Source organism: Amycolatopsis sp. (genome assembly GCF_025464955.1).
GTDB lineage: Bacteria > Actinomycetota > Actinomycetes > Mycobacteriales > Pseudonocardiaceae > Amycolatopsis.
In genome coordinates, this window is record NZ_JAODNM010000167.1 from 123,257 (window position 1) to 143,905 (window position 20,649).

At 68.9% G+C, this 20,649-nt stretch carries 19 protein-coding genes; 10 read left to right on the forward strand and 9 right to left on the reverse strand.

Translation table 11 applies throughout. The annotated features are described in order from the left end of the window. The first annotated feature begins 31 nt into the window (after positions 1-31). Genes JWQ81_RS42315 through JWQ81_RS42330 form a run of 4 tightly spaced genes read left to right on the forward strand, consistent with a single transcriptional unit; the run spans position 32 to position 3,556 of the window. Entirely contained in the window at positions 32-1,135 is a 1,104-nt protein-coding gene (locus JWQ81_RS42315) for a Re/Si-specific NAD(P)(+) transhydrogenase subunit alpha (protein ID WP_297551033.1), read from the forward strand. After that, complete coding sequence (locus tag JWQ81_RS42320; protein WP_297551035.1) at positions 1,135-1,452, forward strand: NAD(P) transhydrogenase subunit alpha; 318 nt, start codon at positions 1,135-1,137, stop codon at positions 1,450-1,452. Before JWQ81_RS42315 ends, JWQ81_RS42320 begins: the two co-directional genes overlap by 1 nt. Then, the gene (locus tag JWQ81_RS42325; protein WP_297551036.1) at positions 1,449-2,834 is read left to right on the forward strand and encodes an NAD(P)(+) transhydrogenase (Re/Si-specific) subunit beta; all 1,386 of its coding nucleotides are present in this window, start codon (positions 1,449-1,451) and stop codon (positions 2,832-2,834) included. The genes JWQ81_RS42320 and JWQ81_RS42325 overlap by 4 nt, the downstream gene beginning before the upstream one ends. Continuing rightward, on the forward strand, positions 2,831-3,556 hold the full coding sequence (locus tag JWQ81_RS42330) for a lipoate--protein ligase family protein (RefSeq protein ID WP_297551038.1): 726 nt from the start codon (positions 2,831-2,833) through the stop codon (positions 3,554-3,556). Before JWQ81_RS42325 ends, JWQ81_RS42330 begins: the two co-directional genes overlap by 4 nt. Positions 3,557-3,561: 5 nt before the next feature. Here the strand turns inward: JWQ81_RS42330 and JWQ81_RS42335 are convergent, their stop codons facing one another. Beyond that, the gene (locus JWQ81_RS42335) at positions 3,562-4,092 is read right to left on the reverse strand and encodes an Lsr2 family protein (protein ID WP_297551040.1); all 531 of its coding nucleotides are present in this window, start codon (positions 4,090-4,092) and stop codon (positions 3,562-3,564) included. Positions 4,093-4,232: 140 nt separating this feature from the next. Here JWQ81_RS42335 and JWQ81_RS42340 point away from each other — a divergent pair, with 140 nt between their 5' ends. After that, positions 4,233-5,627 carry an NAD(P)/FAD-dependent oxidoreductase gene (locus JWQ81_RS42340; RefSeq protein ID WP_297551042.1) on the forward strand — a complete coding sequence of 465 codons (1,395 nt, stop codon included), beginning with the start codon at positions 4,233-4,235 and terminating at the stop codon, positions 5,625-5,627. Positions 5,628-5,641: 14 nt separating this feature from the next. On the opposite strand, the gene JWQ81_RS42345 is transcribed toward JWQ81_RS42340, so the two are convergent. Further along, positions 5,642-7,216 (reverse strand): hypothetical protein, encoded by a 1,575-nt coding sequence (locus JWQ81_RS42345; RefSeq protein WP_297551044.1) that lies wholly within the window; start codon positions 7,214-7,216, stop codon positions 5,642-5,644. Positions 7,217-7,693: 477 nt separating this feature from the next. On the opposite strand from JWQ81_RS42345, the gene JWQ81_RS42350 reads away from it, so the two are divergent. Next, positions 7,694-8,170: a DUF3145 domain-containing protein gene (locus JWQ81_RS42350; RefSeq protein ID WP_297551084.1), complete on the forward strand. Its 477-nt coding sequence runs from the start codon at positions 7,694-7,696 to the stop codon at positions 8,168-8,170. 16 nt (positions 8,171-8,186) lie between these two features. Beyond that, the gene (locus JWQ81_RS42355; protein ID WP_297551046.1) at positions 8,187-8,786 is read left to right on the forward strand and encodes a hypothetical protein; all 600 of its coding nucleotides are present in this window, start codon (positions 8,187-8,189) and stop codon (positions 8,784-8,786) included. Positions 8,787-9,005: 219 nt separating this feature from the next. Here JWQ81_RS42355 and JWQ81_RS42360 read toward each other — a convergent pair whose 3' ends face one another. The 5 genes from JWQ81_RS42360 to JWQ81_RS42380 all read right to left on the reverse strand — a co-directional run bounded on the left by JWQ81_RS42360 (position 9,006) and on the right by JWQ81_RS42380 (position 13,918). After that, entirely contained in the window at positions 9,006-10,253 is a 1,248-nt protein-coding gene (locus JWQ81_RS42360) for a beta-ketoacyl synthase (RefSeq protein WP_297551048.1), read from the reverse strand. A 31-nt stretch (positions 10,254-10,284) separates the two neighbouring features. After that, positions 10,285-10,530, reverse strand: a complete 246-nt coding sequence (locus JWQ81_RS42365; protein ID WP_297551050.1) for an acyl carrier protein — start codon at positions 10,528-10,530, stop codon at positions 10,285-10,287. Positions 10,531-10,594: 64 nt separating this feature from the next. Beyond that, positions 10,595-11,581, reverse strand: a complete 987-nt coding sequence (locus tag JWQ81_RS42370; RefSeq protein WP_297551052.1) for a beta-ketoacyl-ACP synthase III — start codon at positions 11,579-11,581, stop codon at positions 10,595-10,597. Further along, positions 11,578-12,516, reverse strand: coding sequence for an ACP S-malonyltransferase (locus JWQ81_RS42375; protein ID WP_297551086.1), 939 nt, complete (start codon positions 12,514-12,516; stop codon positions 11,578-11,580). The genes JWQ81_RS42370 and JWQ81_RS42375 overlap by 4 nt, the downstream gene beginning before the upstream one ends. 187 nt (positions 12,517-12,703) lie before the next feature. After that, on the reverse strand, positions 12,704-13,918 hold the full coding sequence (locus tag JWQ81_RS42380; protein WP_297551054.1) for a helix-turn-helix domain-containing protein: 1,215 nt from the start codon (positions 13,916-13,918) through the stop codon (positions 12,704-12,706). Positions 13,919-14,044: 126 nt separating this feature from the next. On the opposite strand from JWQ81_RS42380, the gene JWQ81_RS42385 reads away from it, so the two are divergent. The 3 genes from JWQ81_RS42385 to JWQ81_RS42395 all read left to right on the forward strand — a co-directional run bounded on the left by JWQ81_RS42385 (position 14,045) and on the right by JWQ81_RS42395 (position 17,243). Further along, a complete protein-coding gene (locus JWQ81_RS42385) occupies positions 14,045-14,962 on the forward strand; it encodes an ABC transporter ATP-binding protein (RefSeq protein ID WP_297551055.1) in 918 nt (305 codons plus the stop codon). Continuing rightward, positions 14,959-16,176: an ABC transporter permease gene (locus JWQ81_RS42390; protein ID WP_297551056.1), complete on the forward strand. Its 1,218-nt coding sequence runs from the start codon at positions 14,959-14,961 to the stop codon at positions 16,174-16,176. Before JWQ81_RS42385 ends, JWQ81_RS42390 begins: the two co-directional genes overlap by 4 nt. A gap of 395 nt (positions 16,177-16,571) precedes the next feature. Then, complete coding sequence (locus JWQ81_RS42395) at positions 16,572-17,243, forward strand: nicotinamide mononucleotide transporter family protein (RefSeq protein ID WP_297551058.1); 672 nt, start codon at positions 16,572-16,574, stop codon at positions 17,241-17,243. Here JWQ81_RS42395 and JWQ81_RS42400 read toward each other — a convergent pair. Both JWQ81_RS42400 and aceE read right to left on the reverse strand, forming a co-directional pair. Then, positions 17,240-18,451: an alpha-hydroxy acid oxidase gene (locus JWQ81_RS42400; protein ID WP_297551060.1), complete on the reverse strand. Its 1,212-nt coding sequence runs from the start codon at positions 18,449-18,451 to the stop codon at positions 17,240-17,242. The genes JWQ81_RS42395 and JWQ81_RS42400 overlap by 4 nt on opposite strands. A 141-nt stretch (positions 18,452-18,592) precedes the next feature. After that, positions 18,593-20,649, reverse strand: a 2,057-nt coding sequence (gene aceE / locus JWQ81_RS42405; protein ID WP_297551062.1) for a pyruvate dehydrogenase (acetyl-transferring), homodimeric type, incomplete at its 5' end; no start/stop codon positions are given.

The window sequence follows — 20,649 nt, forward strand, 5'->3', positions numbered from 1 at the left end:
CGCTTTCCCTCTTTACCGAGGAGGTTGCGCAGTGGCCGATACCGACCCGTTGACGGTGGGCGTCGTTCGAGAATCCAGGCCAGGCGAACGCCGGGTTGCGTTGGTACCGAAGCTCATCGAGCGGCTGGTGAAACGCGGCCTGCGGGTTATTGTCGAGCCGGGCGCGGGCGCTCAGGCCCATCTGTCGGACGACGTGTTCGAGGCGGCCGGCGCGAAGCTCGGTGAAGCGTGGGACGCCGACGCCGTGCTCAAGGTCGCGCCGCCGACACCCGACGAAGTCGCGAGACTCAAACCGGGCACGTTGCTCATCGGTTTCCTCAACCCTCGTTCCGATCCGGACGGCCTCGCCGCGCTGGAAAAGGCCGGGCTGATCGCGTTCGCCGTCGAATCCATTCCGCGGATCTCTCGCGCTCAAGCGATGGACGCGTTGTCCTCGCAGAGCAGCGTCGCGGGATATAAGGCAGTGTTGCTCGCGGCCGAGCGGCTCACCCGGTTCTTCCCCATGCTCACCACCGCTGCCGGCACCGTTCCCCCGGCGAAGGTGCTGGTGCTCGGAGCCGGGGTCGCCGGCCTGCAGGCGCTGGCGACCGCGAAGCGGCTCGGCGCGCAGACCACCGGTTACGACGTCCGCCCCGAGGTCGGGGAGCAGGTGCGCTCGATCGGCGCGAAGTTCCTGGACCTCGGCATCGAGGCGTCCGGTGAAGGCGGGTACGCCCGAGAGCTCACCGATGACGAACGCGCCGAGCAGCAACGGCGGCTGACCGAGGCGATCACGCGGTTCGACGTCGTGATTACCACCGCGCTGGTCCCCGGCCGCAAGGCGCCGACGCTGGTCACGGCCGACGCCGTTCGCGGGATGCCCGCGGGCAGTGTCGTGGTCGACCTCGCCGGCGAGTCCGGCGGCAACTGCGAGCTGACCAAACCGGGCGAGGAGGTCGTCGAATACGACGTCACCATCTGCTCCCCGCTCAACCTGGCCGCCGAAATGCCCGCACACGCCAGCGAGCTCTACGCCCGCAACATCACCGAATTACTGGAGCTGCTGGTGGACGGCGAAGGAAAGCTGGCACTGGACTTCTCCGACGAGATCGTCGCCGGGGCGTGTGTGGCCGGCCGCGAGAGGAGCGCCGAGTAATGCTGGTGCAGAGCTTGGCGATCCTCGTGCTCGCCGGATTCGTCGGATTCACCGTCATTTCGAAGGTCCCCAACACCCTGCACACCCCGCTGATGTCCGGAACGAACGCCATCCACGGCATCGTGCTGCTCGGCGGGCTGATCGTGCTCGGCCTGGGCGCGGACGGGGTGCTGAACAAGATCCTGCTGGTGATCGCGATCGCTTTCGGCACGATCAACGTCGTCGGCGGGTTCCTGGTCACCGACCGGATGCTGGCCATGTTCAAGCAGCGCAAGCCGGAAGTCACGCCGGTCGACAAGGACGGTGCCGACTCATGACCAGTTTCATCGCCGTTCTCTACATCATCGCGTTCGCCCTGTTCATCTACGGCCTGATGGGGCTGACCGGTCCGCGCACCGCGGTCCGGGGCAACCTGATCGCCGCGGTCGGCATGGGCATCGCGGTGGTCGCGACCTTGCTGACCCCGGGCATGAGCAACTGGCTGCTCATCGCACTGGGCGTGGCGATCGGCGCCGCGGTCGGTGTACCGGCCGCGCGCAAGGTCAAGATGACCGCGATGCCGCAGATGGTCGCGTTGTTCAACGGCGTCGGCGGTGGTGCTGTCGCGCTCATCGCGTGGGTCGAATTCCGGACCTCGGACGGTTATGCAAACGAGCCGAAGTACGTCGCGATCGCTTCCCTGTTCGCCGCGATCATCGGCTCGATCTCGTTCTGGGGCTCGAATATCGCGTTCGGCAAGCTTCAGGAGCTCATCTCCGGCCGCCCGATCAGCCTGGGCGCGCTGCAGAAACCGCTCAACGCCGTCCTCCTGCTCATCGCGATCGCGTGTGCGGTGGCGATCGGTTTCGGCGCGGACTCGCAGCTCCTGATCATCGGGCTCCTGGTGGCGGCGGCGATCCTCGGAATGACGGCGGTGCTGCCGATCGGCGGCGCGGACATGCCGGTCGTCATCTCGCTGCTCAACGCGCTCACCGGGTTGTCCGCGGCGGCGATGGGGCTGGCGCTGGAGAACAACGCGCTCATCGTGGCCGGCATGATCGTCGGCGCGTCGGGCTCGATCCTGACCAACCTGATGGCCAAGGCGATGAACCGGTCCATCCCGGCGATCGTGGCCGGCGGGTTCGGCGGCGGCTCGGCGGTGTCGGGCCCGAAGTCCGCCGAGGACAGGCCGATCCAGAGCACCAGCGCGGCCGACACCGCGATCCAGATGGCGTACGCGAGCAAGGTCGTGGTCGTGCCCGGGTACGGCATGGCCGTTGCGCAGGCTCAGCACGTGGTCCGGGAAATGGCCAAGCTGCTGGAGTCCAAGGGCATCGACGTCGCCTACGCGATCCACCCGGTGGCCGGCCGGATGCCCGGGCACATGAACGTTCTGCTCGCCGAGGCCGACGTGCCGTACGAGCAGCTCAAGGAGATGGACGAGATCAACTCCGAGTTCGCGCAGACCGACGTGGCACTGGTCATTGGCGCGAACGACGTCACCAACCCGGCGGCGGAGACCGACCCGGGTTCGCCGATCTACGGGATGCCGATCCTCAAGGTGAACCACAGCCGGTCGGTGATCGTGCTCAAGCGGTCGATGAGCTCGGGCTTCGCCGGGATCGACAACGACCTGTTCTACGATCCGAAGACCAGCATGCTGTTCGGGGACGCGAAGTCCTCGGTCGGCTCGATCGTGGAGGAGCTCAAAGCGCTATGACGCGCATCAGCCGGATCCTCGGCGAGTCCGAGGATCCGGCTGAAAACCTGGCGCTCGACGAAGCGCTGCTGCGGGCCGAGCCCGATCGGCCGGTGGTGTGGTTGTGGCGCAACCCGGCCTGTGTCGTCGTCGGACGCGGCCAGCGGATCGCGCGCGAAGTCCGTGAGGACGCCTGCGTCCGCGACGGCATCCCGGTGCTGCGCCGGGCCAGTGGCGGTGGCACGGTGTTCCACGACCCCGGCAACCTCAACGTCAGTCTCATTTTGCCCGGCCCCGCGCCCCGGCCGCTCGAAGCTATCGGAGAGCTGATGAGCGCCGCCGTCGCCAAGCTCGGGCTACCGCCGCGGCTCGGTGAGCGCGGCCTGTTCATCGGGCAGGCGAAACTGTGCGGGTTCGCGGTGTTCCGTACCAGGACTGGTCTGCTTGCCCATTCGACGTTGCTCATCGGCACTCCGGCCGAGCGCGTCGGCGCGTACCTGACCTCGGCGCCGGCCGACCCCAAGCCACTCGACTCCCACCGCAGCCCGGTCGCCTCGCTGGCCGATCACGGTGTGCGCGCCGGCGTCGAGGAGGTCTCCGAAGCGGTGCTGAGCGCCGCGGCCGGCTTGTTCGGGGACCTCGAAACGAGGCCACCCGACTCGACCGAAGAGGACTGGCGGCGGAAACTGCTCGAATCCCGTTACCGGTACCCGGCCTGGCACACCGACGGCCGCCAGCGATAGCCGTATTACTGCGCCGCGGAGAAGGTGACCGGGGGAGCCTTGCGCACGGCGCGGCGGGTGGGTTTTTCCGGGGCGGCCTTGAGCGGCAGGGTTTTGGCTGGTGCGACGGTTTTCGGAGCCTGCTTGGCCGGCGCGGCCTTGGTCGCGGCCGCCTTCTTCGGCGCGGCTTTCACCGGAGCGGCCTTAACCGGGGCGGTCGCTTTCGCGGCGCGCGGCTTGGTGAGCGGCGCGGCCGCGATCTCCTTGACAGCGGTGGCTTTCTGGCCGGTCGCGCGCTTCGGGGCCGGTTCGGCCTTGGCTCGCGGCGTCTTTGCCCTGGCGGACTTGGGCTGGGCGATGATGCGCGGCGCGCGCTTGCGTCCACCGGTGCGGCGGCCGTGGGAGACAAAGGGATCGAGGATTTCCCGGAGCTCGGCGGCGTTCTCGGTCGACAGGTCGATGTCGTAGTCGACGCCGTAGAGCGAGAAAGCGATGGTCTCTCCGGCGGGCTCGCCGGTGATGTCGTCCAACAAGTGCACAGCCGTGTTCTGGGCCACGAAAACTCCCCGTACTCGCTCGATGTCCAATGCGCGACCGGTACGGCGGCTTCTCATGTGCGCTGCCGCCGACTCGTCCGGGTCGGAAGTGAGGATACCTTTGGGTTGCGCGCAGGCTCCCGCTGGTGTGCGCTGGTGCCATGGCCGGAGAAACTTTTGATGTAGTGGTGATCGGCGCGGGTCCGGTCGGCGAGGTCGCGGCGGAACGCGCGGTGCGGGGCGGGCTGTCCGTGGCCCTTGTCGAGCACGAGCGGTTCGGCGGCGAATGCTCGTATTGGGCCTGCATCCCCAGTAAGGCCTTGCTGCGCCCGGGAAGCCTGCTGGCCGCGGCCAAGCGGGTCCCCGGGGTGCCGGTGGGGGACCGGATCGACCCGGAGGCGGTGTTCGCCCGCCGCGACTGGTTCACGTCCAAAGGGGACGACAAGGGCCAGTACGACTGGGCGACTGGCGCGGGTATCGAGCCGATGCGGGGACACGCCCGCATCACCGGCGAGCGCGAGGTCACCCTCGAAGGCGGCCGGGTCCTGACCGCCCGGCGGGCCGTGGTCGTGTGCACCGGCAGCGTGCCGAGTGTGCCGCCGATCCCGGGCATCGGCGACGTGCCGGTCTGGGGCTCGCGGGAGGCGACTTCGGCGAGTGAGGTGCCCGCGCGGCTCGGGGTGCTCGGCGGCGGGGTCGTCGGGGTGGAGATGGCCCAGGCTTATGCCAAGCTCGGCGCCGAGGTCCACTTGGTGATCACCGGCGACCGCCCGCTGCCGAAGCTGCCCGAATTCGCCGGAGATGCCGTCCTAGCCGGGCTGTGTGCCGACGGGGTCACCGTGCACACTAGGTCCGGGCTGGACCGGGTATCCGAAGTGGACGGTTCCGCCCGGCTCGAACTCAAGGGCGGCAAGACGGTCGACGTAGACAAGCTGCTTCTCGCCACCGGACGCCGGCCGGCGACGGCTGACGTCGGCCTGGACACGATCGGGCTTCAGGCCGGCGACCGGCTGACCGTCGACGACGTAGGCCGGGTGGCCGGTGTGGACGGTGGCTGGCTGTTCGCCGCCGGCGACGTCACCGGGCGCGCACCGGTTACCCACCAAGGGAAGTACGCGGCCCGCGCGGTCGGGGACGCGATCGCCGCCGAGGCGCGAGGTGACCAGGTCGACGGCGCGGCGTGGAGCCCGTACACCGCGACGGCCGATCGCCACGCCGTGCCACAGGTGGTGTTCACCGATCCCGAGGTCGCTTCGGTCGGCCTCGCCGGAGCTGTCGACGGCCAACCGCACCGCGTGGTCGATATCGACATCGCGGTCGCGGGTTCTTCGCTGCACGCCGACGGTTACCAGGGCAAGGCCCGAATCGTCGTCGACACCGAACGCGAAGTGCTGGTGGGAGCCACCTTCGCCGGTCAGGATGTTGCGGAGCTGCTCCACGCGGCCACCATCGCGATCGTCGGCGAAGTCCCGCTGGGACGGCTCTGGCACGCCGTGCCCGCCTTCCCCACGATGAGCGAGGTGTGGCTCCGGCTGCTCGAGGCGTACGGCCTGTAGCGCGCAGCTTTCGGCTACGCGGTGAGCTGGAGGTCCAGCGCTGCCTTCGCGGCGCGGACGAGCGCGGGGTCGTCCGGGGTCGACAGGCCCGGGTACCACGCGACCTCGACCAGGCGGACGGCGTTGCCGCTCAGCGAGCTGGCGTACGCGGCGCCGTCGAACTGGGGCGTGCCGCGCGGCCACTTGCCCGTTTCGCTCCCGACGTCGATGATCCCGCCGCCGCCGGGAGTGTCCGCGACGGCTCGGAAGTCGGTGGCCACCTTGGCATCGGTGAACGTGATGACGGCGACCGTCGCGGCGGCCGGCCTGCCGTCGACCAGTGCGGCGAAACTGCCGCGCGTGACCTCCGCGCAGCTCGTCCGCTGCAGGCTCGCCTGGACGTCGCCGAAACCGTGCGACGCGCACTTCTGGTCCGCGCTCGAGGCCTGAAGGGTGAACTGCGTGCCCTCGACCGGATGGCTGCTCGGCGTCGGGGCAGCGCTAGAGGCCGGCGCGGGCTTGGCGGTCGCTCCGGCCGTGGGGCTCTTGTCGCCACCGCTACTGGCCACCACCACGGCGGCCACCAGGAGCACGACGAGCAGTCCGATGGCCCCGATCGGCAGCCAGCGGACCACGGGCGAACGCCGAGGGCGCGTGGGCGGGGCAGTCGGGGCGGGGGCGGGGGCGGGTACCGGGGCCCGGGGCGGCGGTGGAGCGGCTTGCGGGGGTACGGAGTGCGACATCGGCGGCGGTATCGGCGGCGGGGGTGCCATCGGCACCTGGCGCGGGGCAGGCGTCTGCGGTGCCGGCGGTGCTACTGGGGGAGCGGCGGGCGGTGCCACGGGCCCCGGGGGCGCGACCGGCGCGGGTGCCGGCGCGGCGGTGACGGGCGGAGCGGCCGGCGCCATGGTGGCCGTCGCCGTGGCACGTCCGGGGTGCTCGGCGGGGATCGTCGGCGCGAACGTGGCGAGGGCGCTCTCCTCGGCCACCGGGAGCACTTCCGGCGGGCTCGGGCTGAACCCCTCGGCCAGCAGCACGTCATCCGCCAGTTCCGGCATGTTCGGCGCCAGCAGCCGCAGTACGTTCCTGGCCTGGCGCACCGACCGCTGGTTCGGTGACGTCGCCAGTGAAGTGGTGGCGCCCAGCATGCTCGTCGGGGTCGGGTACACGACCCGGACGTTGCCGGTGAGGTCGGCTGGCGGCTGGTCGATGGTGTCGACGAACGGGCCCACCGCGACCACTGTCCCGACCTGCTCGCCGGCTTCCGCTTCGCGCACGTACGCGGCGACGGCGTCAGCGAGGGCGAGGGCGCCGGTCGCGGGGTTGACGGTCTCGTCGGCGTGGACGAGCGGCCAGCCGTCGGTCTTCCACTGCCCGTGCAGTGGGGCTTCCAGCAGCATCGACGGATCGGGCAGGTCGACGCCGATCACGACGAGGACACCGCGGGGCAGGACCACCGCGGCGTCGATGACCCGGTCGTCGCCGAAGGGCCTGGCCCCGATCAGCGCGATCCCGCCGATGACGTTGCCGCCCCTGCCGAGCGAAGCCAGTGCCGCGCGGATGTCCTCGGCCACCCTCGACGGCTGTTGACCCAGTCGTACGAGTCGCACCCCGCTGCCCTCCCCTGCTTGTTTCTGCTGTCAGGCGCCTTGAGGCTAGCGCGCGGCCCTGGTCCCGCCGCGGAGGACAGCCTCCCCTGACCGGGTGACCATCAGTGGGATGAGTATCTCCGCCGCCTGGTTCTCCACGTGACCAAGGTCACTGGCCGATGGCGGCCTGGTGGCAACGTACACACGACTGAAGCGTCTATCTGGCCATGATGGTTACGCTCGGTGCGCGTTCGAGGCGTAAGAGTGAGAGGTGGGCGTGCAGATGACGTACGGCGTATGCACGGTCACATTCACTGATTCTTCACTGAGACTTATGGGGTTCGTGTGGCCAAAGTGCATGGTTCGGGTGCACACTGTGCTGACCGCGTCCCGGACGCGCCACGAATGCAGCAACCGAAACTCGCGAGGTCGTAGGGGAAGACGCCCCTCGTCGAGTAGCGGAGGTCAGCAGTGAGCACCCGTGGCAACACCCGTGGCATGGTGTACGTCCACTCGTCGCCGTCTGCGGTATGTCCGCACGTCGAGTGGGCTATTTCGGGCACCCTAGGTGGCCGGACGGACCTGAAATGGACGGCGCAGCCGGCCAATCCGGGTCAGTTACGAGCAGAATGCGGCTGGAGCGCGCCCGCGGGCACCGGCGGCAAACTCGCTTGTGCGCTGAAGGCTTGGCCGATGCTGCGCTTCGAGGTCACCGAAGAGCCCAGCGCCGGTGTCGACGGCGAACGTTACTGCTTCGCGCCCGGACTCGGCCTCTGGCACGGCCGGACCAGCGCCAACGGTGACCTTGTCGTGGGCGAGGACCACCTGCGCGCACTGGTCGGCACAAGCCGTGCCGGTGAACAGGTCGCGCACCGACTGGACGAGCTCCTCGGGGCGAATTGGGACGAAGCACTGGAGCCGTTCCGGCACGCCGGCGACGGAGCACCGGTGACCTGGCTGCACCAAGTCGGGTAGCGGCTAGCCTCTACGGGTGACGTCCGCTTCGCCCGCACCTGTCCGGCAACGGTGGCTGATCCCCGCCCTGATCGTCGTGCTCTCACTGACGATCGGCGGGGGCCTGCTCGCCCGAGAGGTGTACAAGCAGCCCCCTGCCGACCAGCCCGCTGGAGTTGTCGCCGCCGCGCCCACGTCGAGCTCCCTGTCGGCGGCCGAGGAACCAGGCCCGTCCACGGTGTTGCTCACCCCGGACGCGGCCGACCATCCGCAGGGCGCCGCGCTGCGCGCGATGTTCCAGGCCTACTTCGACTCGATCAACCAGCGCGAGTACGCCCTGTGGACCACCACCGTGACCGTCAAGCGCCGTCAGCAGAAGACCGAGCAGGACTGGCGCAAGGGCAACCAGTCCACCAGGGACGGCAGTATCACGATCTACCGCATCGAGACCGCGCCCGACGACACTCTGCGCGTGCTGCTGGGGTTCACCAGCACGCAGAACCCTGAGGACGCCCCCGCGGAGCTGAAGGCCTCCTGCATCCGCTGGCGGCCGGTGTGGTCGGTGGTGCCGGAGAACAACGCCTGGAAACTCGACGTGGCCGGCACGGGGAACACCCTCGAAAAGGACGCCTGCTAGCCCGCCCGCTGCTGAGCGTGCGCAAGCAGGGCACTTTGCGCTTTGGTGGGGTGTCTTAGTTTCTAAGAGACCGCAACTCGACGGCGAGTTGCGATGGGTACGGCCCCCGCCCGGCCACCCGCATGCGCAACGACACAAGAGGCTGGAAAACCCTCAAGGCCACTTGAGGTGCGGTCAACGCACCTGAAGTGGCCTTGAGGGAGCCTTGGTGGAAAAGCCTTACGCGGCGGTGAAGAGCAGCGCGGTGTTATGGCCGCCGAAGCCGAACGAGTTGCTCAGCGCGGCGGTCAGTTCGACCTTGCGCGGCTCCCCGGCGACCACGTCGAGCTGGACCTTCGGATCGAGGTTGTCCAGGTTCAGCGTGGCCGGGACGAGGCCGTGGTAGATCGCCAGGATGGTGGCGATGCCCTCGACCGCGCCCGCGCCGCCCACGAGGTGGCCGAGCGCGCCCTTCGGCGCGGTGACCACGGTGTGGTCGCCGATCGCGGTATGGATGGCCGCTGCCTCACCGATGTCGCCGACCACCGTGGAGGTGGCGTGCGCGTTGACGTGGCCGATGTCCGAGGCGGATAGGCCGGCCATCTTGATGGCCGCCCGCATCGCGGCGATCTGGCCGATGCCCTCGGGGTGGTTACCGGTGATGTGGTAACCGTCCGAGGTGATGCCGAACCCGGCCAGTTTCGCGTAAACCCTGGCGCCACGGGCCTTTGCGAGGTCCGCGCGTTCGAGCACTACGACGCCGGAGCCCTCGCCGAGTACGAAACCGTCCCGGTTGGAGTCGAACGGCCGCGACGCGTGCGTCGGGTCGTCGTTGCGCGTGGACACCGTCCGGGCCTGGGCGAAACCGGCCAGGGTGATCGGGTGGATGCAGGCTTCCGCACCACCGGCGACCACGACGTCGGCCCGCCCGGAACGGATCATTTCGTAGCCCGTCGCTATGCCTTCGGCACCGGAGGCACAAGCCGACGCCGGCGAATGCACGCCGGCCCTAGCCTTGAGCTCGATACCGACATGCGCGGCCGGGCCGTTCGGCATCAGCATCGGGACGGTCAGCGGCGACACCTTGCGGATGCCGTACTCCTGCAGCAGACCGAACTGATTGATCAGGGTGACCGGCCCGCCGACACCGGTGCCGATGGCCACCCCCAGACGCTCGGGCTCCACGTCCTGGTGGTCGTCATCGGGGATGGTGAACCCCGCGTCGGCCCACGCCTGACGCGCGGCGATGACGGCCACCTGCTCGCAACGGTCCAGCCTTCGTGCCTGCACCCGGGGAAGCACCTCGGCGGGATCTTCCGCGAGCTGTGCCGCGATCTTGACCGGCAGGTCGAACTTGTCGGCCCACTCGGCGACGAGCGGACCGATCCCGCTCTTCCCGGCCAGCAGACCGTCCCAGGTGGACGCGACGTCTCCGCCAAGAGGCGTGGTGGCGCCCATCCCGGTGATCACGACGTCGATGTTGCTCATGGAATCTCCCAAGGTCGGCGCCTCTGGTGTGTTACTTGAGGTTCGCGGAGACGTAAGTGACGGCGTCCCCGACGGTCTTGAGGTTGGCGAGCTCGTCGTCCGGGATCTTCACGCCGAACTTGTCCTCGGCCTGGACAGCGATCTCCACCATGGACAGCGAGTCGATGTCGAGGTCGTCCACGAAGGACTTCTCGGCGGTGACGTCGTCCTGCGCCACACCGGCGACCTCTTCGACGATCTCGGCGAGGCCGGCGAGGATCTCTGCGTTGTCTGCCACTGGGATGTTCCCTTCTAGATGTTCTTCGGTACTCCCCGCGGGCATAGGACCCGCGGGGGAAGTGCTACGGGCAGATGAAGGCTTGCCCGGCGTAGGAGAGGCCCGCGCCGAAACCGACGGCCAGTACGACGTCACCGGACTTGGCCGTGCCCGCCTGGCGCATGTGGTCCAGCGCGAGCGGGATCGATGCCGAGGAGGTGTTGCCGGAGTACCGGATGTCGTCGGCGACCACCATGTCTTCGCGAGCACCCTTGGCGCGAAGCTTCTTCGCGATGGCCTCGACGATACGCAGGTTGGCCTGGTGCGGGATCAGCACGTCCACATCGGACGGTTCGAGCCCGGCGAGCTCGAGGGCGCGCAGCGCGATCGGCGCGATCTGGGTGGTCGCCCAGCGGAAGACCGACTGGCCCTCCTGATAGATGTACTTGTGGTCGCGCATGTAGATGCTGTCCACCAGGTCGCCGGCGCTGCCCCAGGTGACCGGGCCGATGCCCGGCGTGTCGGAGGCGCCGACCAGTGCCGCGCCCGCGCCGTCGGCGAAGATGATCGCGTTCCCCCGGTCGGTGGGGTCGACCGAGTCGGTGAGCTTCTCCGCGCCGATGACCAGCACCTTGCCCGCGCTGCCGGCCCGGATGAGGTCGGAGGCGACCCCGAGGCCGTAGCAGAAGCCGGCGCAGGCGGCGTTGAGGTCGAACGCGCCGGGGGCGGTGATCCCGATCCGGTCGGCGACCTGGGCCGCGGCGTTGGGGATCCCCGAGGGCATCGTGCAGTTCGGCACGATCACGGTGTCCACTTCGGACGGGTCGACGCCGGCGTCGGCGAGTGCGTTCGCGCCGGCCTTGACGGCCATGTCGACGAGCAGCTCGTCCTTCGCCGCGAAGCGCCGCTCGATGATGCCGACGCGGTCACGGATCCACTTGTCGTTGGTGTCCATGGTCTCGGACAGCTCGTCGTTGGTGACGATCCGCTCGGGCTGGTAGCTGCCCACGCCGAGGATGCGGGTCGAGCTGGGTCCTTGCAGCTGCTGCAAGACGGGTCGGTCCTGGCTCATTCAGCGTCCTCCTGGGCCTCGAGCTTCGCCAGCTCCGCCGGCGTCTTCAAGGCTATCGTCGTGGTCACAATGCCCTTGAGCTGGCGCTTGATAAGCCCGGTCAGCGTGCCGGCAGGGGGCAGCTCGACCGTGCCGGTGACCCCGAGCGACGCCAGCCCGTCCATTGTCAGGTCCCAGCGCACCGGGCTGGTGACCTGGGTGAGCAGCCGCTCGAGGTACTCGGCGCCGCTGGTGACCACCGTGCCGTCCGCATTGGACAGGAGGGGCCGGGTCGGGTCGGCCGGGGTGATGTCCTTGGCGTAGGCGCGCAGGGCGTCCTCCGCCGGGGCCATGTAAGAGGTGTGAAACGCGCCGGCCACCTTGAGCGCGCGAACCTTGGTGCCCTCCAGCGGGTCCGCGACGATCCTGGCGATCGCGTCGGCCGCCCCGGAGGCGACGATCTGCCCCGCGCCGTTCCGGTTCGCCGCGGCCAGGCCGTGGTCGGCCAGCCAAGCGACGATCTGTTCGGGGTCGCCCAGCATGATCGCGGCCATGCTGGTGGGTTCGAGCGCGCAGGCCTTCGCCATTTCCGCGCCGCGCACCGCGGCGAGCGCGACAGCGTCCTCGGGGGACAGCACGCCGGCGATCGCCGCCGCCGTCAGCTCACCGACCGAGTGGCCCGCGACGGGCGAGTCGGACGGCACCGAGGCGATCTTCGCGACCCGATCGTAGGCGAGCAGCGAAAGCGCGACGATCAGCGGCTGCGTGTTGGCGGTGTCCTGGATCTCCTCCGCGTCGGCTTCCGTGCCGAGCCGCAGCAGGTCGAGTCCGGTCCGCTCCGACCAGCGCGCCACGGTCTCGCGGGCGCCGGCGAGTTCGAGCCACGGCGTCAGCATGCCGGGTGCTTGGGACCCCTGTCCTGGGGCGAGTACTGCAGTCACCCCCCTAGACAACACGTCCGGGCTCGGGGTCGTGATGCCGCCACTCACCAAGTCGGACGGGCGAACTTGTAGGAACCCTCCAAATACGTCCAGAAGATGAGGCCCGGTAACCCAGATGCCTTGTCGGGTTCAAGCATATTTCGCAGTGAACTCGGTCACCCTGTGTACGGTGCCGGTGGCGCCGGTCACTTCGGTGACCTGGTCACCAGATACCGCGGGCCCTGGCCAGTCGTCCGACGGTCAGCGCGATCCGCAGGACGAGTGCGTCACGGGGGTCGGCGGCGTGCCGCCCGGTCAGATCGGCGGCCTTGCGCAGGCGGTAGCGAACGGTGTTGGGGTGCACGAAAAGCGCCCTGGCGCAGGTTTCCAGCACGCCCCCGTTCTCGAGGTAGGTCTCGACGGTTTCCAGCAGGGTGGAACCGGCGTCCTCCAACGGTTTCGCGATCTCCTCGATCAGCAGCCGTTCGGCTTCGGCGTCGCCGGCGAGCGCGCGTTCCGGGAGCAGGTCGCGTGAGCGCGCCGGACGAGGCGCGGCGGGCCAGCCGGTGACCGCGCGCAGCCCGGACAGCGCTTCCGTGGCGCTGTAGTGCGCTTCGGCGAGGGTCGGCACGGTCGGGCCGGCGACGACCGGGCCCGGCGCGAACGCCTCGGACATCTTCGCCAGGATCTCGCGTTCCTTCACTCCGCCGTCGGTCGCGCCGCCGACGACCACCACCAGCCGGGAGCCCTGAACCGACAGCAGCACCGGCCTGCCGACCCGCGCCGCACGGCTGCGCACCTCGAACACCACGGTCGGGGGATCTTCCGAGAGTGGATTGCCGACCAGCGCGGTCGCCTGCGCGGTCGGGTCCCAGCCGAGCGCGGCCGCCCGGGAGAGGACGGACTCCTCGGCGTCACCACGGACGATGCCGTCGACGACGAGTGCTTCGAGCCGGGCGTCCCACGCGCCACGGGCCTCGGCCGCCGCCGCGTACGAATTGGCGGTCGCGAAGGCGATTTCCCTGCCGTAGCGGAGGATTCCCTCGATCAGCGCCGCGCGCTCCAGCTCGCTCGCGGCGAACTCGGGAAGGTGCTCCTCGAACACCTCGATCGCCAGCCGTACCAGCGCGACGGCCTGCCGCAGGCTGATCCACCTCGACAGGTCGGTCGGCGCGCCGCGGAAGGCCTCGGTGGTCAGGTTCAGCGCCTCCTGTGAATCGCGAAGCCAGTCGACGAATCCGGCGGCGCCTGTCTGGGTGATCAGCAGTACGGTCGCGCGCTGGTCCGCGGGTAGCCTGCCGAACCAGCTCAGCCGCTCCTCGGCCGCGGCCACGCTGGCGGAGGCCAAACGGCCCGTGGCGCCTTCGAGTCGTCGCAAGGTCTTGGCCGACAGGCCGTGGTGTTTGGGGGCTCTTCGCCGGGGGATTGCCTCTGCCATGGTGCGGAGATACTACGTCGGCACCGCCATCTGCCTCTGGTCGAGCACGGGACGCTTGGCTATCATAGTGATATCACTTTATTCGGCGGCGGGTCACCTGCCGGCTGGGAGCGGGGGAGGGGGCTTATGCGGGACAGGCGGTTGGAGATCGACGCGATCTCCAAACGGTACGGCGACGTCGTCGCCCTGCGGGAGATGACTTTCGAGGTCCGGGCTGGTGAGCTCTTCGGGTTCGTCGGGAGCAACGGCGCGGGCAAGACCACCACGATGCGCATCGCGCTCGGTGTGCTGTCGAGCGATTCGGGCGAGGTCCGCTGGGACGGCGAGAAGATCACCCTCGAGACGCGCCGGCACATCGGGTACATGCCCGAGGAACGTGGCCTCTATCCGAAGATGAAGGTCATCGACCAGCTGGTGTACCTGGCCAGGTTGCACGGGATGTCGACCAAGGCCGCGATGCAGTCCGCGACGGACTGGACAGAGCGTCTCGGGGTGGCCGCGCGGCGTGACGACGAGGTGCAGAAGCTCAGCCTGGGCAACCAGCAGCGGGTCCAGCTGGCGGCCGCACTGGTGCACAACCCGAGCATCCTGGTACTCGACGAGCCGTTCTCCGGCCTCGACCCGGTCGCGGTCGACGTGATGAGCCAGGTGCTGCGGGAGAAGGCGGACGAAGGCGTGCCGGTGGTGTTCTCGAGCCACCAGCTCGAGCTGGTGGAGCGGCTGTGCGACCGGGTCGGCATCGTCCGGGCCGGGCACATGGTCGAATCCGGCACCGTCGACGAGCTGCGGGCCGGCGGCGCCGTCCGGCTCATCGTCCACGCACCTAAGGCGCAGCCCGGCTGGGCCGACGCGCTCGCCGGAGTCACCGTACGCAGCCACGACGGGGAGAAGACGGAGCTGGAGCTCGAAACCGGTGTGGACGACCAAACCGTACTGAGAGCTGCCCTCGAAACCGGGCCAGTGCACGAGTTCGCGCACCGGCTGCCCACACTGGCCGAACTGTTCCGCAGTGTGGTCACCGTCGACACCCAGGAGGCGGCATGAACACGCCCGTTCCCGACGTCCGGATGAGCCCCGTGTCCACCATCGGGCTGGTCGCTTCGCGCGAGCTGAGCACCCGGTTGCGGTCCAAGGCCTACCTGGTCAGCACGGCGGCGATCCTGCTGCTGATGATCGCGGCCGTCGTGGTCCTGAAACTGACCAGCGGGAGCGGTGGGGTCGACGAGACCGTCGGTTACACGTCGCAGACAGCGTCCCTGGCGGCTCCGCTGCAGGCCAGCGGCAACGCGATCGGCAAGACGATCGCCGTCACCGAGGTCGCCTCGGACCAGGCAGGCCGGGACAAGGTGTCCGCCGGTTCGCTAGACGCCCTGCTCGTCGCCGGGCCCGGCGCGGTCAACGTGGTCGTGAAGAAGGATCTCGACGGCGGGCTGAGAAGCGTGCTCAACGTGCTGGCAGGGCAGTCCGCGCTCAATCAGCAGATCGTCGATCTCCACGGCGACCCGGCCGCGGTGAATGCGAAAGTGGCCGCGGCGAATGTCCATACCGAGCCGTTGGAAACTCCCTATCCGTACAACACGCAGCAATTGATCCTCGGCATCATCGCCGGAATTCTGATCTACCTCTCGCTGATGCTCAACGGCCAAATGGTCGCGCAGGGCGTGGTCGAAGAGAAGACGAGCCGTGTCGTCGAATTGCTGCTCGCGACGATCCGGCCGTGGCAGTTGATGGCGGGCAAAGTCCTCGGAATCGGCGTCGTCGGGTTGATCCAGATGATCGCGATAGGCGCGGTGGGAATCATCGCCGCATTGGCCGCGGGGGTGCTGACGATTTCGGTCTCCGCGGCGGTGGGCACGGTCATCTGGCTGGTCGTCTGGTACCTGCTGGGGTTCTTCATGTACGCGATCATCTTCGCCGCCCTGGGCGCGCTGGTCTCGCGGCAGGAAGACGTGAGCGGCGCCGTGATGCCGGCACTGCTGTTCGTCATCGCTGGGTACGTGGTCGGTCTCTCTGTGTTGCCGTCGAACCCCGGTAGTTCGCTGGCCGAAGTGCTTTCGTTGATCCCGGTGTTCGCGCCGACGCTGATGCCGATGCGGCTGGCGATGGGCGGGGTGCCGGTGTGGGAAGCGGGGCTTTCGGTGCTGCTGGTGGTGATCTTGATCCCGGTGCTGGTGTGGTTCGCCGGGCGGATCTACCGCAACTCCGTGATGCGGACGGGCGCGAAGGTCAAACTGCGCGACGCGCTGCGAGCCGCGTGAACTTCCGGGGGCGCGGGGACACCATCTCGGGACACCAAGAGCGGTAAATAACTCGAGGCCGCCCGGCGCTTGCGTTTCCGCTGCGCCGGACGGCCTCGTCTCCCCGGTCCCCACCGGTAAGACAAGTATGGATCCAGTCGATCTTCTCGCGCTACCCGACTCACCCAATCGTGCGTGACCGAGGTTTTCACCGACTCGGAAAGCCGCGCGATGACGATCATAGAAAGTGCCTTTGTCCTGCGGTTATGTGCTGTCCGAAGAGATAACACGAGTGTTGTTCACCCTGGGGTTCTCCGGTTTTTCCGTGACCGACATCATGTTTTTCGCCTGCCCGAGGCGCTGGAATACGGCAGCGTTCTCGGGTGTTCTTGCCGGTGAACGGGAAGGGGCGCTCGATGGGGTTCTTGCTGCATCACGGGGTGACGGTGTTCGGCGAGTGGATTTCGATCGCCGAACTGGCCGGACAGATCTTCGCGCTCGCCGTCGTCTTCCTCGCCGAGCGGCGCACGCTGTGGACATGGCCCGTTCAGGTGGGCGCCACCGTGCTGTTGTTCGCCGTCTATGTTTCGGCGCATCTGGGTGGGTTGGCGAGTCGCCAGGTGGCGATCCTGCTGATCTCGCTCTATGGCTGGTGGGCGTGGTCGCGGCGCACTGACCCGGTGTACGGGGTGGCGGTCCGCAAGGGCCGGCTGCACGAGCGCCTGGTCATGGGAGGCGCGTTCGTCGTCGGCACGGTCGCCATGGCGCTGGTGCTGAAGGCCCTCAACGCTTCGTGGGCGCCCTGGCCGGACGCCGCGATCTTCATCGGCACCCTGGTCGCCTTCGCCGCACAGGGCGCGGGCCTGGTCGAGTTCTGGCTGGTCTGGCTGGTCGTCGACGCGATCGGTGTCCCGCTGCAGATCTCGTCGGGGCTCTACTTCTCGGCGTCGATCTACCTCGTGTTCGCCGCGCTCGTCATCCACGGCTGGTGGAGCTGGAGCCGCTCGGCTCGTGAGCGTTCCGGCCGGTTACAGCGCCATGCGGGACACCCGCACCCGGGCCAAGCCGGAACGCTCACGAGTCCTTAACGCAAGGTCGCGTGGGTCGGGCGCAGGTCGCCGATGGTGCGGACGCCGAGCAGCTGCATCGTGCGGACCATCTCGGTGCGGAGGATGTCGACGCAGCGCTGCACACCGCGCTCGCCGCCGGCCATGAGGCCGTAGAGGAACGCGCGGCCGATCAGGCAGGCGTCGGCGCCCCTGGCCAGTGCGGCGACGATGTCGCCGCCGGACAGGATGCCGGTGTCGAGCCAGACCTCGCCACCGCCGTTGACCTCGTCGAGCACCGACGGGAGCAGTTCGAGGGGGGTCGGCGCGCGGTCGAGCTGGCGGCCGCCGTGATTGGACAGGATGACCGCGTCGGCGCCGTGTTTCACCACGTCACGGGCATCGTCGGCGTTCTGGATGCCCTTCACGACGAGTTTGCCGGGCCACGCCGATCGCACCCAGTCGAGGTCGTCGAAGTTGAGCGTCGGGTCGAAGAGCTTGTTGAGCAGCTCGGCGACAGTCCCGTCGAAGTGGCTCAGCGACGCGAACGTCAGCGGTTCGGTGGTGAGCAGGTTGATCCACCAGGCGGGGTGGGTCGCGCCGTCGACGAACGTCTTCAGGGTCAAGGCAGGCGGGATGGTCAGACCGTTGCGCACATCGCGCATCCGGGCGCCGGCGACCGGGGTGTCCACCGTCAGCAGCAGCGTGTCGAAGCCTGCTTCCCACGCGCGGTTCATCAGGTCGGCGCCGGCGCCGCGATCACGCCAGACGTAGAGCTGGAACCACTTCCTGGCCTCGGGTGCGGCCTCGGCGACCTCTTCGATGGAGGTGGTGCCCATGGTCGACAGCGAGAACGGCAGGCCGTTCTTCTGCGCGACACGCGCGACGGCCCGCTCGCCCTCGTGGTTCATCATCCGCGTGAAACCCGTCGGCGCGAACGCGAAGGGCAGCTCGGACCGCTTGCCGAGGATCTCGACACTGGTGTCCACATCGGACACTCCGCGCAGGATGTTCGGGTGGAATTCCACACTGCGGAAAGCCTGCCGCGCGCGGCGCAGGCTGTCCTCGAGCTCGGCCGCGCCGTCGGTGTAGTCGAACGCGGCGCGGGGGGTGCGCTTGCGCGCGAGCGTGCGCAGATCCGGGATCGTGTGCGCGCCGGCCAGCCGTCGGTCGGTGGGGTTGAACACGAACGGCTTCGGCCGCAGGAGCTGCTGCAGCTCGGACGGGCGGGGCAGACGGCGCTGAGTCACTTGATCATCTCTTCCGCGAGTGGAGCCAGACATCCGATGTATAGCTCATTCGCGGGCCGAACGCCATGAGCGGGCTTGCCCTGACCGGTTGTGGTCAGGGCAAGCCCGCTCAGTGAGCGCTCGTTCGGACGCTCGTTCGGACTACGCGTTGCCGGCGTCCGAGGTCGACGGACCGGCGGCGGTCGGGTCGTCGATGCGGTACTTGCTCGCCGCCTCGATCACCTTCGAGCGGTCGACCTCGCCGCGCTTGGCCAGTGCGGTGAGCGTGCCGACGACGATCGACTCGGCGTCGACCAGGAACTTCCGCCGGGCGGCCGGGCGGGTGTCGGAGAACCCGAACCCGTCGGTGCCGAGCGTCAGCATGTCGGTCGGGACCCACGGGCGGATGAGGTCCGGTACGGACCGCATCCAGTCGGACACCGCGACAACCGGCCCCGCCACGCCCTGGAGGACCTGAGTGACGTACGGCACCCTCGCCTCGTCGGCCGGGTGGAGCAGGTTCTCGTGGTCGGCTTCGACGGCGTCGCGCCGCAGCTCGGTCCACGAGGTCGCCGACCACACCGAAGCCCGCACGCCCCACTCGTCGAGCAGCATCCGCTGCGCTTTGAGTGCGTCGGGCATCGTGACGCCCGAGACCAGGATCTGCGCCTCGGGACCGTCGCCCTCGGCGGCCGCGGCGTAGCGGTACAGGCCCTTGAGCAGGCCGTCCACGTCGAGGTCCGCCGGCTCGGCCGGCTGCTGGTACGGCTCGTTGTAGATCGTCATGTAGTACATGACGTTCTCGCCGTTGTTGTCCGGCCCGGTCTCGCCGTACATCCGGCGGAGCCCGTCCCGCACGATGTGCGCGATCTCGAACGACCACGCCGCGTCGTAGGCCACGATGGCCGGGTTGGTCGACGCCAGGAGCAGTGAGTGCCCGTCGGCGTGCTGCAGGCCTTCCCCGGTCAGCGTGGTGCGACCGGCCGTGGCGCCGACGATGAACCCGCGGACCATCTGGTCGGCGGCGGCGTACAGGCCGTCGCCGGTGCGCTGGAACCCGAACATCGAGTAGAAGATGTAGATCGGGATCAGCGGCTCGCCGTGCGTGGCGTAGGACGACCCGACGGCGGTGAACGACGCCGTGGACCCGGCCTCGTTGATGCCCTCGTGCAGGATGACGCCCTTTTCGGACTCCTTGTACGCCAGCATGAGGCTCGCGTCGACGGAGGTGTACGTCTGGCCGTGCGGGTTGTAGATCTTGGCCGTCGGGAACATCGAGTCGAGGCCGAAGGTGCGGGCCTCGTCCGGGATGATCGGCACGATCCGCTTGCCGATCTCGGAGTCCTTCGCCAGCTCGCGGACCAGTCGGACGAACGCCATGGTGGTGGCGACCTCCTGCTTGCCGGAGCCCTTGCGGATGCCCTCGTAGACCTTGTCGCCCGGCAGGACCAGCGCTTTCGCCCTGGCCGGCCGCCGCTCGGGGAGGAACCCGCCGAGCGTGCGCCGCCGCCCGATCATGTACTCGATCTCGGCGGAGTCCTTGCCGGGGTGGAAGTACGGCGGGAGCTTCGGGTTGCGCTCGAGCTCTTCGTCGCTGATCGGGATGCGCTGCGTGTCGCGCAGGGTCTTGAGATCGCTCAGCGTGAGCTTCTTCATCTGGTGCGTGGCGTTGCGGCCCTCGAACGACGAACCCAGGCCGTAGCCCTTGATCGTGTGCGCGAGGATCACTGTCGGCTGGCCGTGGTGCTCGAGCGAGGCCTTGTATGCCGCGTACACCTTGCGGTAGTCGTGGCCGCCGCGCTTGAGGTTCCAGATGTCGCCGTCGGACAGGTCGTGCACGAGGTCCTTGGTCCGCGGGTCGCGGCCGAAGAAGTGCTCGCGGACGAAGGCGCCGTCGTTGGCCTTGTACGTCTGGAAGTCGCCGTCCGGCGTGGTGTTCATCAGGTTGACCAGCGCGCCGTCGCGGTCGGCGTGCAGCAGCGCGTCCCACTCGCGGCCCCAGATGACCTTGATCACGTTCCAGCCAGCGCCGCGGAAGTACGACTCCAGCTCCTGGATGATCTTGCCGTTGCCGCGCACCGGGCCGTCGAGCCGCTGCAGGTTGCAGTTCACGACCATCACCAGGTTGTCGAGGCGCTCGCGCGCGGCCATGCCGATCGCGCCCATCGATTCCGGCTCGTCCATCTCGCCATCGCCGCAGAATACCCAGACCTTGCGGT

Coding starts and splice junctions, on each gene's coding strand:
- JWQ81_RS42385 (WP_297551055.1), top strand. CDS start 14,045: ATGCGGGACAGGCGGTTGGAGATCGACGCGATCTCCAAACGGTACGGC.
- JWQ81_RS42370 (WP_297551052.1), bottom strand. CDS start 11,581: ATGAGCCAGGACCGACCCGTCTTGCAGCAGCTGCAAGGACCCAGCTCG.
- JWQ81_RS42390 (WP_297551056.1), top strand. CDS start 14,959: ATGAACACGCCCGTTCCCGACGTCCGGATGAGCCCCGTGTCCACCATC.
- JWQ81_RS42330 (WP_297551038.1), top strand. CDS start 2,831: ATGACGCGCATCAGCCGGATCCTCGGCGAGTCCGAGGATCCGGCTGAA.
- JWQ81_RS42360 (WP_297551048.1), bottom strand. CDS start 10,253: ATGAGCAACATCGACGTCGTGATCACCGGGATGGGCGCCACCACGCCT.
- JWQ81_RS42350 (WP_297551084.1), top strand. CDS start 7,694: ATGGTGTACGTCCACTCGTCGCCGTCTGCGGTATGTCCGCACGTCGAG.
- JWQ81_RS42320 (WP_297551035.1), top strand. CDS start 1,135: ATGCTGGTGCAGAGCTTGGCGATCCTCGTGCTCGCCGGATTCGTCGGA.
- JWQ81_RS42340 (WP_297551042.1), top strand. CDS start 4,233: ATGGCCGGAGAAACTTTTGATGTAGTGGTGATCGGCGCGGGTCCGGTC.
- JWQ81_RS42395 (WP_297551058.1), top strand. CDS start 16,572: ATGGGGTTCTTGCTGCATCACGGGGTGACGGTGTTCGGCGAGTGGATT.
- JWQ81_RS42380 (WP_297551054.1), bottom strand. CDS start 13,918: ATGGCAGAGGCAATCCCCCGGCGAAGAGCCCCCAAACACCACGGCCTG.
- JWQ81_RS42325 (WP_297551036.1), top strand. CDS start 1,449: ATGACCAGTTTCATCGCCGTTCTCTACATCATCGCGTTCGCCCTGTTC.